Genomic DNA, 12,791 nt, shown 5'->3' with positions numbered 1-12,791 from the left:
CCCTGTCGTGCAGGACGGTTCCCTTGGCGACTTCAGCCGAAGGCAGGGAGGGATCCGCGCCCCGCCCGGCGTCAGTGACGAGCGTGCCGTTCGCAGCCGGATCGCCCTGGAGAGCCGGGTCGCGGTGCGGGACGAACCCGCGCCACGATGTCTGATGACGCAGAGAACCTACGGCGATGTGGGCTGACACCGGGAAGTGTTCACCGGCGTCCCGGGGGCGTCAAGGTTGCCGACGGCGACGGTGACACCGACCTGTCCGCCCGCTCCGCGGGAGGGGTGTGTCGCAACGGACGTGTGGACGAGGGCCGTTCACCCATGCGGCTCGGCGGCCGCGTATCCCGCCGGGGCCGGTGCGGGGCTGCCGCGGCGGATCTCGTGGCCGGCGGACCCGGCGCGTCCGAGCACCCAGCTCGCGCCGGTCAGCGCTTTGGCCGCCTGCTTCAAGGGAGCGAGCTGGGCCGCGGCCTGGTGATGGTCGTTCACACTGCCCGGACCGCAGACGACGGTCGCCAGGGACAGCGTGACCGGCCGGCCGCCCGCCGTCCAGGAAGCGTCCAGCACCGCGGTGACCAGCGGATGCAACGCCTCCTCGTCGGCCAGCACCAGGAAGTCGTCCCCACCGATGTGCCCCACGCGCGCGTGCCCCGCGGCCGCCTGCTGGAGCGCGCCGCCCACGGCGCGGATCAGCTCGTCGCCCGCGGCGAACCCGGCTCCGTCGTTGACCTGTTTGAAGTGGTCGATGTCCAGCCAGCTGAGGGCGAACGCCTGCCCGTCGGAGATCCGCCGGTCCACCTCGCTCACGATCGCGTCCGAACCGGGCAGCCGGGTCAGCGGGTTGAGCCCGGCCGCCTCCTCGACCCGGCTCTCGGCCAGCGCCCTCACGAGATCGGCTAGCCGTACGACCCCGACGCACCGGCCGCGTTCGTCGACCACCGCCACGTCGTCGGACGTGCGGTCCCGGCCGCCCACCGCCACCACGTCCAGCACCTCCCAGGCCGTCGCGTGGACACCGACGGTGCGGGGCGCGTCACCGAGCTTGCGGGCCGGCCGGTCGGCGTACAGGGCGTGCCCGTAACGGCCGGACATCGACAGCAGGAAGCGCGACCGGTGCACCGACCGGACGGGCCGGCCGGCCGGATCCACCAGCAGCACCCCGGAGACGTCCGGAGAACCCGTCAGCAGGGCCCGCACCTGTCCGGCCGACGCGGTCAGCGGCAGTGCGGCGGCCGGCCGCACGAACTCCCGGACCGACGGCCCGCGGCGGGGCACGGACACGGCACCGGGAGTGAGGGACGGTACGTACACGTCCGCCACGGGAATCCGGGCCGGCGGGGCGAACAACTCGCCCTGGGCCAGCTGCGCACCGGCCGCCAGGGCCGCCGCACACTGGAGTTCGGTCTCCACGCCCTCCACCGCGACCAGGGCGCCCAGCCCCTCGCACAGCGTCCGCATCGCCCGCACGGCGGCCGGCCGCGCCAGCAGCGAGGCGTCGAGCTTGACGAGGTCGGGGGCGAGGTCGGTGAGCAGCCTCAGCGGTACGTCACCGTCCCCGATGCCGTCCGCGCTGATCCGGAAGCCCTGCTCGCGCAGCGCGGCGACCGCTTCCAGCAGGGCCCGCTGCGGCACGTGCGTGCAGGGCGGGACGATGTCGAGGGTCACCTCCCAGGGCATCCGCCCTGCCGCGCGCACGGCGTCGTGCAGTGGCGTGAGGCCGCCGAGGTCGGCGAGCGTGGCCGCGAACACGTTCAGATGCAGGGGCAGCAGCGTCTCCTTGCGTACCGCCGCACGCAGGGCCAGCACGGCCAGAGTGCCGTCGAGTTCCGGATCCCGGCGGGCCTCGGCCAGGACGTCGCCGGTCTCCGGGCGGGCGAGTGTCTCCAGTGCGGTGACCGTGCCCGTCCTCAGGTTGACCACCGGCTGGAAGGCGAAGCGGAGAGTGTCCGTCCAGGAGTGCACGGGAGCATGATGGCGCTGCCCGCGCATGCCCAGGGCCAGTTCATAAGACGTTCACGCAGGATTCCGGGGTGGTCACACAGCGTGGACGGGCCCGGAGTCCCGCACGCCGGTCACCGCCTGCGCCCGGCCTTGCTCACCGCACGGCGACCACCGAGGACCCGTGGCCGAACAGCCCCTGGTTGGCCGTGATGCCCACCCGCGCCCCGGCCACCTGACGGTCGCCCGCCGTACCTCGCAGCTGCCAGGTCAGCTCGCAGGCCTGGGCGATGGCCTGGGCCGGCACGGCCTCCCCGAAAGAGGCCAGGCCACCGCTGGTGTTCACGGGTGTCCGGCCGCCCGGGGCGGTCGCGCCCTCCCGGAGCAGCTTCGCACCGTCGCCCTCGCGGCACAGTCCGAGGTCCTCGTACCACTGCAGCTCCAGCGCGGTGGACAGGTCGTACACCTCGGCCAGGGACAGGTCCTCGGGGCCGACGCCCGCCTCCTCGTAGGCGGCCCGGGCGATGGACGCCCGGAAGGTCTCGGCCGCGGGCGCCACCGAGGCCGCGGAGTCCGTGGCGATGTCCGGCAGGTCCAGCACCGTGTTCGGGAAGCGGGGGGTCACCGTCGACACCGCCCGGATCCGTACCGGCCGGGCGGTGCCGTGCCGGTGTGCGAAGTCCAGGCTGGACAGCACCAGGGCGGCCCCGCCGTCGGAGGTCGCGCAGATGTCCAGCAGCCGCAGGGGGTCGGCGACCACCGCGGAGGCGGCCACCTCCTCGGCGGTGACCCGCTTGCGGTAGCGGGCGTACGGGTTGAGCGACCCGAAGGCCGCGTTCTTCACCTTGACCAGGGCGAAGTCCTCCGGAGTGTCCCCGTGTGCCGCCATCCGCCGCCGCGCGTACAGCCCGAAGTACGCCGGATTCGTCGCGCCGAGCAGCCGGAAGCGCAGCCAGTCCGGATCGTCGGGACGCACCCCGCCCGCAGGCCGGAAGAAACCCTTGGGGGCGGCGTCCGCACCCACCACCAGGACGACGTCCGCCAGGCCGGCGAGGATCTGCGCCCGCGCCGCGGAGATGGCCTGGGCTCCGGACGCACAGGCCGCGTACACGCTGGTCACCCTGGCTCCCTGCCAGCCCAGCGCCTTGGCGAAGGTGGCCCCCGCGACATACCCGGGATATCCGCCGCGCACCGTGTCCGCGCCCACGACGGAGCCGATGTCCCGCCAGTCGAGACCGGCGTCCACGAGAGCCGCGCGGGCCGCCGCCGTCCCGTACTCCACGAAGCCGCGGCCCCATTTGCCCCAGGGATGCATGCCCGCACCGAGCACCGCCACGTCGGCCGTCATGCCGTCACCCCCGTCGGCCGCCAGTGCCAGACGGTCCAGGTCGTCTCCGCGTCCTCGTGCAGTACACCGGGGACGACCTCCACCTCCATGCCCACCGTCAGATCGGCGACGGTGACCCCGGGAGCCGCCTGCCCCAGCACCACCATCCGTTCGGCCTCCAGCTCCACCGCGATCAACGTGTACGGCTCCCACGGAAGTTCCGGATTGCTCACATAGGGTGACGGAGGGCGGTATCGGCTGTCCGTGTACGACCAGATACGCCCGCTTCGGGACAGTGGCACCTCCTCCAGGGAGCCGCCCGGGCAGTGCGGGTTGCGGCAGTGGCCGTCCTCACGCGGGAAGAAGACCGAGGCGCAGGCCGTGCAGCGGGTGCCCAGGAGGCGGAAGCCGTCACCCTCACCGGTGAACCAGTCGGCGACCGCGGGCTTGCGTGTGTCCGGCAAAGGCCCTCCCCATGACGGCATCTGACGGAGCGTCAGAAGTGTGCCACGGGCAAACATAAATGAGCAGGCGGAATCTGTGAACCGAACGGCCCCGGACGACGTCGTGGTACACGAGGGGCGGCCGGGACCGACGGGGGTGGTTCCGGCCGCCTTTCCTGCTTCGCCCGTTCCTGGCGCCTCACTGCCGGAACGCGGCCCTCCCCTGATCGGATACAGTCCGCGCGTGTCCGAAACTCAGCACCCATCTGCCAACTCCGCGCCGAACTCTCACTGTTCGAGCTGCGGAGCGCCCTATGGAGAGGGCATCTCCGGCTGGCCGCGCACCTGCCCGTCCTGCGGGGCCGTCGCCTACCGCAACCCCCTGCCGGTCGCGGTCGCGCTCCAGCCCGTGTACGACACCAAGGGCACGGCCCTGGTCGTCATCACCCGAAAGATCGCCCCCGCGCGCGGAGGCACGGCCCTGCCCGGGGGCTACATCGACGACCGTGAGGACTGGAAACAGGCCGTCGTGCGCGAACTCAAGGAAGAGACCGGTATCGACGCGGCCGTCCGCGACGTGCGGCTCGTGGACGCCATGAGCTCACCCGACGGGCACCTTCTGCTGTTCGGCCTGCTGCCGGAACGCCCGGCCGACGGACTGCCGCCCTCCGGCTCCACGGACGAGACGGAGGGCCGGCACCTGCTGCGCAGGCCCGAGGAACTCGCCTTCCCCCTGCACACGGTGGCCGTCAAGGCGTGGTTCGAGGGCCGCTACATCTGAGCCGGGCGGCTCAGCCGAGCCCCCGCACCCGCACCGGGTAGGGCGGCTCCACCACGCCGCCCTCCCGCTCCCGGGTGACCACCACCCGCTCGCCCTGCAAACGGGCCGCATAGCGTTCGACCTCCGGTTCCTCCCACCCGTCGCCCGCGTCCGGCACGACCAGGCCGCCCCCGGCCCGTCCGGCCGCGGGCGCCCACACCTCCAGCTCGAGGCCGCCCTCGGCACCCCGCACGGGCAGCACCGCTCCCGCGCGCGCGAACACCGGTATCCGCGACAGCGGCGCGTCGACGAGAACCTGCGCCGGCCCCTCGTGGGCCTTCTCCGTCACCGTGTCGTACCAGCGGCCCCGCGGCAGCTGCACCGCCCGCCGGTCGGCACCGGGATCCAGGACCGGAGCCACCAGCAGGCTGTCGCCCAGCAGAAACGCGTCCTCGCAGTCGCGCAGAGCCCGGTCCTCCGGCGCCCCCCACCACAGCGGCCGCACATAGGGCGCGCCGGTGCGCCGGGCCAGATGCGACAGCGTCACGAAGTACGGCAGCAGCCGCCGGCGTTCGAGCAGCGCCACGCGCGCGTGCTCCAGCACCTCGGCACCGAACTCCCAGGGTTCCCTGCGCCCCGCCCGCAGACCCGCGTGCGTGCGGAACAACGGCAGATAGGCGCCCAGCTGAAGCCACCGCAGATACAGCTCCGGTGACGGACTGCCGTCGAAACCCCCCACGTCCGGACCCGAGTACGGCACCCCGCACAGGCCCAGCCCCAGCACCAGCGACAGCGACGCCCGCAGCCCCGGCCAGCCCGTCGCCACGTCCCCCGACCAGGAGCCCCCGTAGCGCTGCAGCCCCGCCCAGCCCGAGCGCGAGAACACGAAGGGCCGCTCCCGGGGCGCCAGCTCGCGCAGGCCCTCGCAGGCCGCCTGAGCCATGCACAGCGCGTACACGTTGTGCGCCTCCCGGTGGTCGCCACCGCGCCCCTCCAGCACGTGCCGGGCCGAACGCGGCAATGTCGGCTCACCGAAGGCGCTGAACGACGTCGGCTCGTTCATGTCATGCCAGAAACCCGCGAAACCCTGCTCCAGCCGCTCCTCGTAGAGCCCGCCCCACCACGCGCGCACGCGCGCGTCCGTGAAATCCGGGAAGACCGACTCCCCGGCCCACACGACACCCCGCACCGTACGGCCCTGCCCGTCCCGCACGAACGCGTCCACGGCCGCACCGCTCTCGTACACGGCATCGCCCGGTTGCGCCCGCACCGCCGGATCGACGATCGACACCAGCCGGATCCCGTCCCGGCGCAGGTCCTCCGCCAGCACCGGCAGCTTGGGGAAACGCTCCTGGTCGACGGTGAACACCTGGTGGTCGTCGTAGTGATCGATGTCGAGATGCACGGCATCCAGCGGCAGGCCACGCTCCTGGTAGCCCGCCACGATCCGGCGCACCCCCTCCTCACCGCCGAAGCCCCACCGCGCGTGATGATGGCCCAGCGCCCACGCGGGCGGCAGCGCCGGCGCCCCCGTGAGCGAGGCCCACGTGTGCAGCACGCGCGCGGGCGTCCCCACCACCACCCAGCAGCGCAACGGACCACCGTCCATGCGCACCTCGCAGCGCCCCGCCCGGTCGTGCCCGGAACCCGCACCCTCCTCGCCCTCCCACAGGACCACCGTCCCGTCCCAGGCGGTGTCGTGGAACACCAGATGCGTGCCCGCGTCCGCCACCACCAGCTGTACCGGCATCGTCAGATACAGCGGATCGTCCCCGGGCCCGAACGCACGGCCGGGATCGGTGTTCCACAGCCGGTACGCGCCGTCCCGCAGCCGGGGCCCGGACGCGCGCCCGCCCAGCCCGAAGAAGCGGGCGTCCGCCGGCACCTCCGACCGCTGCATCCAGCGCGCCGGGCCTCCGCCCACCGGCTCCCACCAGCGCGGCGGCAGGTCCCGCCGCAGCACCACCCCGCCCGGCGTGCACACCTGCACCGCGCCGTGCCGCGACACGACGACCGTCACCCGCCCGGCCACCACCCGCCAGCCGCCCTCCTTGTCCGGCTCCAGCACCGCCCGCGGATCCGGCTCGGGACCGCTCCCCGCCAGTGCGTACGACGGCTGCGCACCCGCCCCGTCCCACCCCCAGAAGACCGCTCCGTTCACGGCCACGACAATGCGCAGCTCGGAGCGGCTGAACCGGATCAGACCGCCGCCCGGCCCCGGCTCCGCGCCCAGCACCTGCCCCGGCACCCGGGCCCGCTCGGGCCCCCGGCGCGGCAGCCCCGCCGCGTCGATACGCCTCCTGCGCCACGCCGCCCGTACGGTACGCAACCCCAGCGCCGCCCTTCCCGAACCGACCACATTCACCGAACGCACCAGGTCACGACCGTCCATGCTGCTCACCCTGCCACCGACCGCCCCACGCGCGCGGGTCGTTCAACTGCCGTTCACCCGTGCCGCGACCACATCTTCATGACACGGACTATGTGCGGCGCACCCTGGTGCAGAAGTCGATCACATGGCATCGTCCCTGTCAGCCGCGTCACGCGCACACCCCAGCCCGTGCGCGGACCGACGCCCACGACGCGTACAGCCCGGGAGCCTCCCATGTCGACCGCGAACCCCCAGCCGCTCTGGCAGCCCGATCCCGAGCGGATCGCCCAGGCCCGCATCACCCAGTTCCAGGCATGGGCCGCCGAACGCCACGGCGCCCCGGCCGAGGGCGGCTACCCGGCCCTGCACCGGTGGTCCGTCGACCAGCTGGACACCTTCTGGAAAGCCGTCACCGAGTGGTTCGACGTACGGTTCTCGACCCCCTTCACGCGCGTGCTCGGCGACCGCGCCATGCCCGGCGCCCAGTGGTTCCCCGGCGCCACCCTCAACTACGCCGAGCACGCCCTGCGCGCAGCGGCCGACCGCGCCGACGAACCCGCCCTGCTGTACGTGGACGAGACCCACGATCCGCACCCGGTGACCTGGTCCGAGCTGAGCCGCCAGGTCGGCTCCCTCGCCGCCGAGCTGCGCGCGCTCGGCGTACGCCCCGGCGACCGCGTCAGCGGCTACCTCCCCAACATCCCCCAAGCCGTCGTCGCCCTCCTCGCCGCGGCCGCCGTCGGCGCCGTCTGGACCTCCTGCGCCCCCGACTTCGGCGCCCGCAGCGTCCTCGACCGCTTCCAGCAGGTCGAACCCGTCGTCCTGTTCACCGTCGACGGCTACCGCTACGGCGGCAAGGAGCACGACCGCCGCGAGACCGTCGCCGAGCTGCGCCGCGAACTGCCCACCCTGCGCGCCGTCGTCCACATCCCGCTGCTGGGCAGCGAGGCCCCCGAGGGCGCCCTGGACTGGGAGGCACTCACCGCCGGCGACGCCCGGCCGGTCTACGAACAGGTCCCCTTCGACCACCCGCTGTGGGTCCTGTACTCCTCCGGCACGACCGGCCTGCCGAAGGCCATCGTCCAGTCGCAGGGCGGCATCCTCGTCGAACACCTCAAGCAGCTCGGCCTGCACTGCGACCTCGGCCCCGAGGACCGCTTCTTCTGGTACACCTCGACCGGCTGGATGATGTGGAACTTCCTCGTCTCCGGCCTGCTCACCGGCACCACGATCGTCCTGTACGACGGCAGCCCCGGCTACCCGGACACGGGCGCCCAGTGGCGGGTCGCCGAGCGCACCGGCGCCACCCTCTACGGCACCTCCGCCGCCTACGTCATGGCCTGCCGCAAGGCCGGCGTGCACCCCGCCCGCGACCACGACCTGACCGCCGTCAAGTGCGTCGCCACCACCGGCTCCCCGCTGCCGCCCGACGGCTTCCGATGGCTGCACGACGAGGCCGGCGACGACCTGTGGATCGCCTCCGTCAGCGGCGGCACCGACATCTGCTCCTGCTTCGCGGGCGGCGTACCGACGCTCCCCGTGTACACCGGCGAACTCCAGGCACCCGGCCTCGGCACCGACCTGCGATCCTGGGACCCCAGCGGCAACCCCCTCGTCGACGAGGTCGGCGAACTGGTCGTCACCAACCCCATGCCGTCCATGCCGGTCCACTTCTGGAACGACCCCGACGGCAGCCGCTACCACGCCAGCTACTTCGACACCTACCCCGGCGTCTGGCGCCACGGCGACTGGATCACCCTCACCTCACGCGGGACCGTGATCATCCACGGTCGCTCCGACTCCACCCTCAACCGCCAGGGCGTACGCATGGGCTCGGCCGACATCTACGAGGTCGTGGAGCGCCTGCCCGAGATCAAGGAATCCCTCGTCATCGGCATCGAGCAGCCCGACGGCGGTTACTGGATGCCGCTCTTCGTGCACCTCGCACCCGGAGCCGTCCTGGACGACGCACTCCTGGACCGCGTGAAGCAGGCCATCCGGGAACAGCTCTCACCACGCCACGTCCCCGACGAGATCATCGAAGTGCCCGGGATTCCCCACACCCTCACCGGCAAGCGCATCGAGGTCCCGGTGAAGCGGCTTCTGCAGGGCACTCCGCTGGAAAGCGCGGTCAACCCGGGCTCCATCGACAACCTCGCTCTGCTCGGCTTCTACGAGGAACTCGCCCGCAAACGCGCCTGACCCCCGCCGGGGCCCCGCCCTCCGCACACGGTCCCGGACCCGCGCCCATCCGGCAACGGTGCCCGGGACCGCTCCCGGCCAGTCGCTCACAAAGCCATGACCTGCACGGACAGGCGCCCATGGCCGACCCGTAGCCGCCCGCGGACCGCCGTTGTCAGTGCCACCGGTTACGGTGAGTGAGCATTGATCGACTGCGCACTGGGGGAAACATGGCGCACACCGACCACCGGACCATGCGACGCGTCCTGCGCCGCGAGATCGCCGGCACCATCGGCGTTCTCACCGACGACCACGACTTCCGCACCATGCGGCGCTACCGCAGCTTCACCTTCGACGACCACGAGACGTACCTCCGGCAACTGGAGACAGTCCTCCGGGCCCGCGCCGCACAGGGCACCCACACCACACTCGCCCTGTTCGATCCCGAGGACTACGCCGCGTACTGCGCGGACACCGGCCTGGACCCGGAAGCCCCGGCCAGCCGGACCCGGTTCACCGCCGAACTCGCCGCCACCGGTCCCACCATCCCCTACGACGGCCGCCCGCTCGCCGCCCTCCTGCCCACCCTCGTGGACGAGGCCGTACGCCAGGCCACCTGGGAGTACACCACCACCCTCCTGACCCGCCTGGGCCCGTGCCCCACCTGCGGCGAGGACATCGGAAGGGCAGCCTTCACCCGCGCCTCCGACCTCCTGGCAGGCATCCTCGACACCGCACCGCCCGGCGACCGGCACCTCGTGTGCACCGTCTCCGGACCACCCGACACCCTCGTCTCCGTCCTGCACGGCGACCAGGAACCCCACGGCGCGACCCGCCTGGACGAGGCCGAAGCCCTCGAGTTCACCAGCGTGCTCGCCCTCGGACTCGCCACCCGCAGCCCCGGCGGACTCGTCATCCGCACCAGGGCCGCCGGCACGGCCGACCGCGTCTACGGCTGGCGGCTGCGCTCCGGCGCCCTCGAACCACTGACGGCGGCCGAGGTCTTCGACGCCTACTGCACCGACGCCGAAACCGGGGACCTCATCCCGCCCGAGCGCGGCGTCGACTACCGCGAGCCACCCGACCTCGGAGACGCGAGCACGGCACCGGACCACCGCCACTGACGGCTCACCCCCGCCCCGGAAACGCACCAGGGGCGCCCCACCCGAAGGCAGGACGCCCCTGAACCCGGCACACCGCGGTGCCGGTACGGCTACTCGCCCGACAGCACCGCCTGAGCCGCGCCGCGCGCCTCCTCCGCGCTGTCCGCCGCACGCGCCGCCGCGGCGGCCCGCTCGCACTGCGCCAGCGTGTACTTCGCCAGCGCGGCGCGGACATACGGAATCGACGCCGAACCCATGGACAGGGAGGTGACACCCAGACCCGTCAGCACACACGCCAACAGCGGATCGGCCGCGGCCTCGCCGCACACCCCGCAGCTCTTGCCCTCGGCCTTGGCCGCCTCGGCGGACAGCGCGACCAGGTCCAGCAGCGCGGGCTGCCACGGGTCCTGCAGGCGCGACACCGCCCCCACCTGCCGGTCCGCAGCGAACGTGTACTGCGCGAGGTCGTTGGTCCCCAGCGACAGGAACTCGACCTCCTGCAGGATCGAACGCGCCCGCAGCGCGGCCGACGGGATCTCCACCATCGCGCCGAACTTGGCCTCGAGGCCCGCCTCCCGGCAGGCGTCCGCGAACGCCTTCGCGTCCCTGCGGTCCGCCACCATGGGCGCCATCACCTCAAGGTAGACGGGCAGCCCTTCGGCAGCCCTCGCCAGCGCCGTCAGCTGGGTGCGCAGCACCTCGGGGTGGTCCAGCAGCGTCCGCAGCCCCCGCACGCCCAGGGCGGGGTTCGGCTCGTCCGCCGGCGTCAGGAAGTCCAGCGGCTTGTCCGCGCCCGCGTCCAGCACGCGCACGACCACACGACCCTCGGGGAACGCCTCCAGCACCTGCCGGTAGGCCTCCACCTGCTTCTCCTCGGAAGGAGCGTTCTTGCTGTCGTCCAGGAACAGGAACTCGGTGCGGAACAGACCGACACCCTCGGCACCCGCCTCGACCGCCGCCGGCACATCCGCCGGGCCGCCCACGTTGGCCAGCAGCGGCATCTTGTGCCCGTCCGCGGTCGCCCCGGGCCCCGTCGCGCCGGCCAGCGCGGCCCGGCGCTCGGCAGCCGCGGCCACCAGCAGGGCCTTCTTCTCCTCGCCGGGGTTCACGAAGACGTCGCCCGTGCTGCCGTCCACGGCGATCAGCGTGCCCTCGGCCAGCTCACCGGCGCCCTGCAGCGCCACGACGGCCGGCACCCCCAGCGCCCGAGCCAGGATGGCACTGTGACTGGTCGGACCGCCCTCCTCGGTGACGAAACCGAGAACCAGCGACGGGTCGAGCAGCGCCGTGTCGGCCGGAGCCAGATCCCGGGCCACGAGCACGTAGGGCTGGTCACTGTCCGGAACACCCGGCATCGGAACGCCCAGGAGCCGCGCGACGATACGATTCCGCACGTCATCGAGGTCCGCCACGCGCCCCGCGAGGTACTCACCGGCACCGGCCAGCAGCTCCCGGTACGCGGCGAAAGCGTCGTACACGGCGCGTTCGGCGGTGCTGCCGACGGCGATCCGCCGGTCCACATCGGCCATCAGCTCGGGATCCTGGGCCATCATGGCCTGCGCTTCCAGCACGGCCTGGGCCTCGCCCCCCGCCAGATTGCCGCGCGCCATCAGGTCGGCGGCCACGGCGTCCACGGCCTGGCGGGCGCGTCCCTGCTCGCGCTCGGCGTCCTCGGCGGGGATCTGCTTGGCCGGCGGCTCCAGTACCGCCGTACCCATGTGCCGAACCTCGCCGATGGCCACGCCATGGCTGACGCCGACGCCTCGCAGCGTTGTCTCCATCTCACCCGTCTCCGATAGTGCGGCGGGTCCCGCCGCCACGATGGTTGTCCTGTTCGCCGCCCTGAGACGGCACGCCTGTCAGTTCCAGGAGAAGAGGCTGTCGCCGGCCTTCACGTCACCGCTGTCACAGAGGTCGGAGAGGGCCTCGGCGGTGGCTTCGAGCGCGACGACCGGGCATACCGGGGACTTGCCGGCGGCCTCGACGGCGGCGGGGTTCCAGCGCACGACGGCCTGGCCGCGGGTCACCGTGTCCCCCTTGTTCACGAGGAGCTCGAAGCCCTCGCCGTTCAGCTGCACCGTGTCGATGCCGAGATGGGTGAGCACGCCGTGCCCACTCTCGTCGACCACGACGAACGCGTGCGGGTGGAGGGAGACGATGACACCGTCCACGGGCGACACCGCCTCGGAGGCCTCACGCACGGGGTCGATCGCGGTACCCGGGCCGACCATGGCCCCGGAGAAGACCGGATCCGGCACTGCGGCCAGTCCGATGGCCCGTCCGGCGAGCGGGGACGTCACGGTGGTCATGGGAAGCCTCCCAGGAGTGGAGCTGCAGGTAGGGCCGCCACTGCTCGTCCCTGACGGCGCACTGAGCAGCAGGGTATGTCAAAGGAAGTGGCGGTTCCGTATGGAACCTACCAGCAAGTGGTCTAGACCACCAACCCGATCGATTTGCAGGCCTCCGTGGCCGCGTGTACAGTCGTACTCCTGCTTGGGACGGAGCGACGCGAAAGCGTCTTCGTTCAGCAGCACTCAAACTCGTCAGATCCTAACTCGGGTCCCTTCTGCATGTCCGCAGGAGAGTGGTCAGGGAGACGGAAAAACCCTGATAGAGTTTGAAACACCGAAGGGAAGCCCGGAGGAAAGCCCGAGAGGGTGAGTACAAAGGAAGC

General features: G+C 72.6%; 9 protein-coding genes. 3 read left to right on the top strand and 6 right to left on the bottom strand.

Annotation, left to right across the window (positions count from 1 at the left end; translation table 11 throughout):
• Positions 1 to 309 precede the first annotated feature (309 nt).
• The 3 genes from AB0B40_RS19850 to AB0B40_RS19840 all read right to left on the bottom strand — a co-directional run bounded on the left by AB0B40_RS19850 (position 310) and on the right by AB0B40_RS19840 (position 3,744).
• Positions 310 to 1,956, bottom strand: a complete 1,647-nt coding sequence (locus tag AB0B40_RS19850) for a GGDEF domain-containing protein (protein ID WP_362264748.1) — start codon at positions 1,954 to 1,956, stop codon at positions 310 to 312.
• Positions 1,957 to 2,089: 133 nt separating this feature from the next.
• The gene (locus tag AB0B40_RS19845) at positions 2,090 to 3,280 is read right to left on the bottom strand and encodes a lipid-transfer protein (RefSeq protein WP_362264746.1); all 1,191 of its coding nucleotides are present in this window, start codon (positions 3,278 to 3,280) and stop codon (positions 2,090 to 2,092) included.
• Positions 3,277 to 3,744: a zinc ribbon domain-containing protein gene (locus AB0B40_RS19840; RefSeq protein ID WP_345058990.1), complete on the bottom strand. Its 468-nt coding sequence runs from the start codon at positions 3,742 to 3,744 to the stop codon at positions 3,277 to 3,279. Before AB0B40_RS19840 ends, AB0B40_RS19845 begins: the two co-directional genes overlap by 4 nt.
• A 202-nt stretch (positions 3,745 to 3,946) precedes the next feature.
• Between AB0B40_RS19840 and AB0B40_RS19835 the strand changes: the two genes are divergently transcribed.
• Positions 3,947 to 4,483 carry an NUDIX domain-containing protein gene (locus AB0B40_RS19835; RefSeq protein ID WP_362264744.1) on the top strand — a complete coding sequence of 179 codons (537 nt, stop codon included), beginning with the start codon at positions 3,947 to 3,949 and terminating at the stop codon, positions 4,481 to 4,483.
• A gap of 10 nt (positions 4,484 to 4,493) precedes the next feature.
• On the opposite strand, the gene AB0B40_RS19830 is transcribed toward AB0B40_RS19835, so the two are convergent.
• Positions 4,494 to 6,854 carry a glycoside hydrolase family 31 protein gene (locus AB0B40_RS19830; RefSeq protein WP_362264742.1) on the bottom strand — a complete coding sequence of 787 codons (2,361 nt, stop codon included), beginning with the start codon at positions 6,852 to 6,854 and terminating at the stop codon, positions 4,494 to 4,496.
• Between the two features lie 213 nt (positions 6,855 to 7,067).
• On the opposite strand from AB0B40_RS19830, the gene AB0B40_RS19825 reads away from it, so the two are divergent.
• On the top strand, positions 7,068 to 9,035 hold the full coding sequence (locus AB0B40_RS19825) for an acetoacetate--CoA ligase (protein WP_362264739.1): 1,968 nt from the start codon (positions 7,068 to 7,070) through the stop codon (positions 9,033 to 9,035).
• 209 nt (positions 9,036 to 9,244) lie between these two features.
• Entirely contained in the window at positions 9,245 to 10,138 is an 894-nt protein-coding gene (locus tag AB0B40_RS19820) for a hypothetical protein (RefSeq protein WP_362264738.1), read from the top strand.
• Between the two features lie 89 nt (positions 10,139 to 10,227).
• Here the strand turns inward: AB0B40_RS19820 and ptsP are convergent, their stop codons facing one another.
• Together ptsP and AB0B40_RS19810 are read right to left on the bottom strand one after the other, a co-directional pair.
• Positions 10,228 to 11,898: a phosphoenolpyruvate--protein phosphotransferase gene (ptsP, locus tag AB0B40_RS19815; protein WP_362264736.1), complete on the bottom strand. Its 1,671-nt coding sequence runs from the start codon at positions 11,896 to 11,898 to the stop codon at positions 10,228 to 10,230.
• A gap of 78 nt (positions 11,899 to 11,976) precedes the next feature.
• On the bottom strand, positions 11,977 to 12,426 hold the full coding sequence (locus AB0B40_RS19810; protein WP_345058978.1) for a PTS glucose transporter subunit IIA: 450 nt from the start codon (positions 12,424 to 12,426) through the stop codon (positions 11,977 to 11,979).
• Between the last annotated feature and the right edge of the window lie 365 nt (positions 12,427 to 12,791).

Origin of the sequence: Streptomyces sp. NPDC042638 (genome assembly GCF_040647235.1) — a bacterium.
In the GTDB taxonomy this organism is placed as follows: domain Bacteria; phylum Actinomycetota; class Actinomycetes; order Streptomycetales; family Streptomycetaceae; genus Streptomyces; species Streptomyces rameus.
The sequence above is the reverse complement of the archived record's forward strand: the minus strand, read 5'-3'. Positions and strand labels throughout refer to the sequence as shown.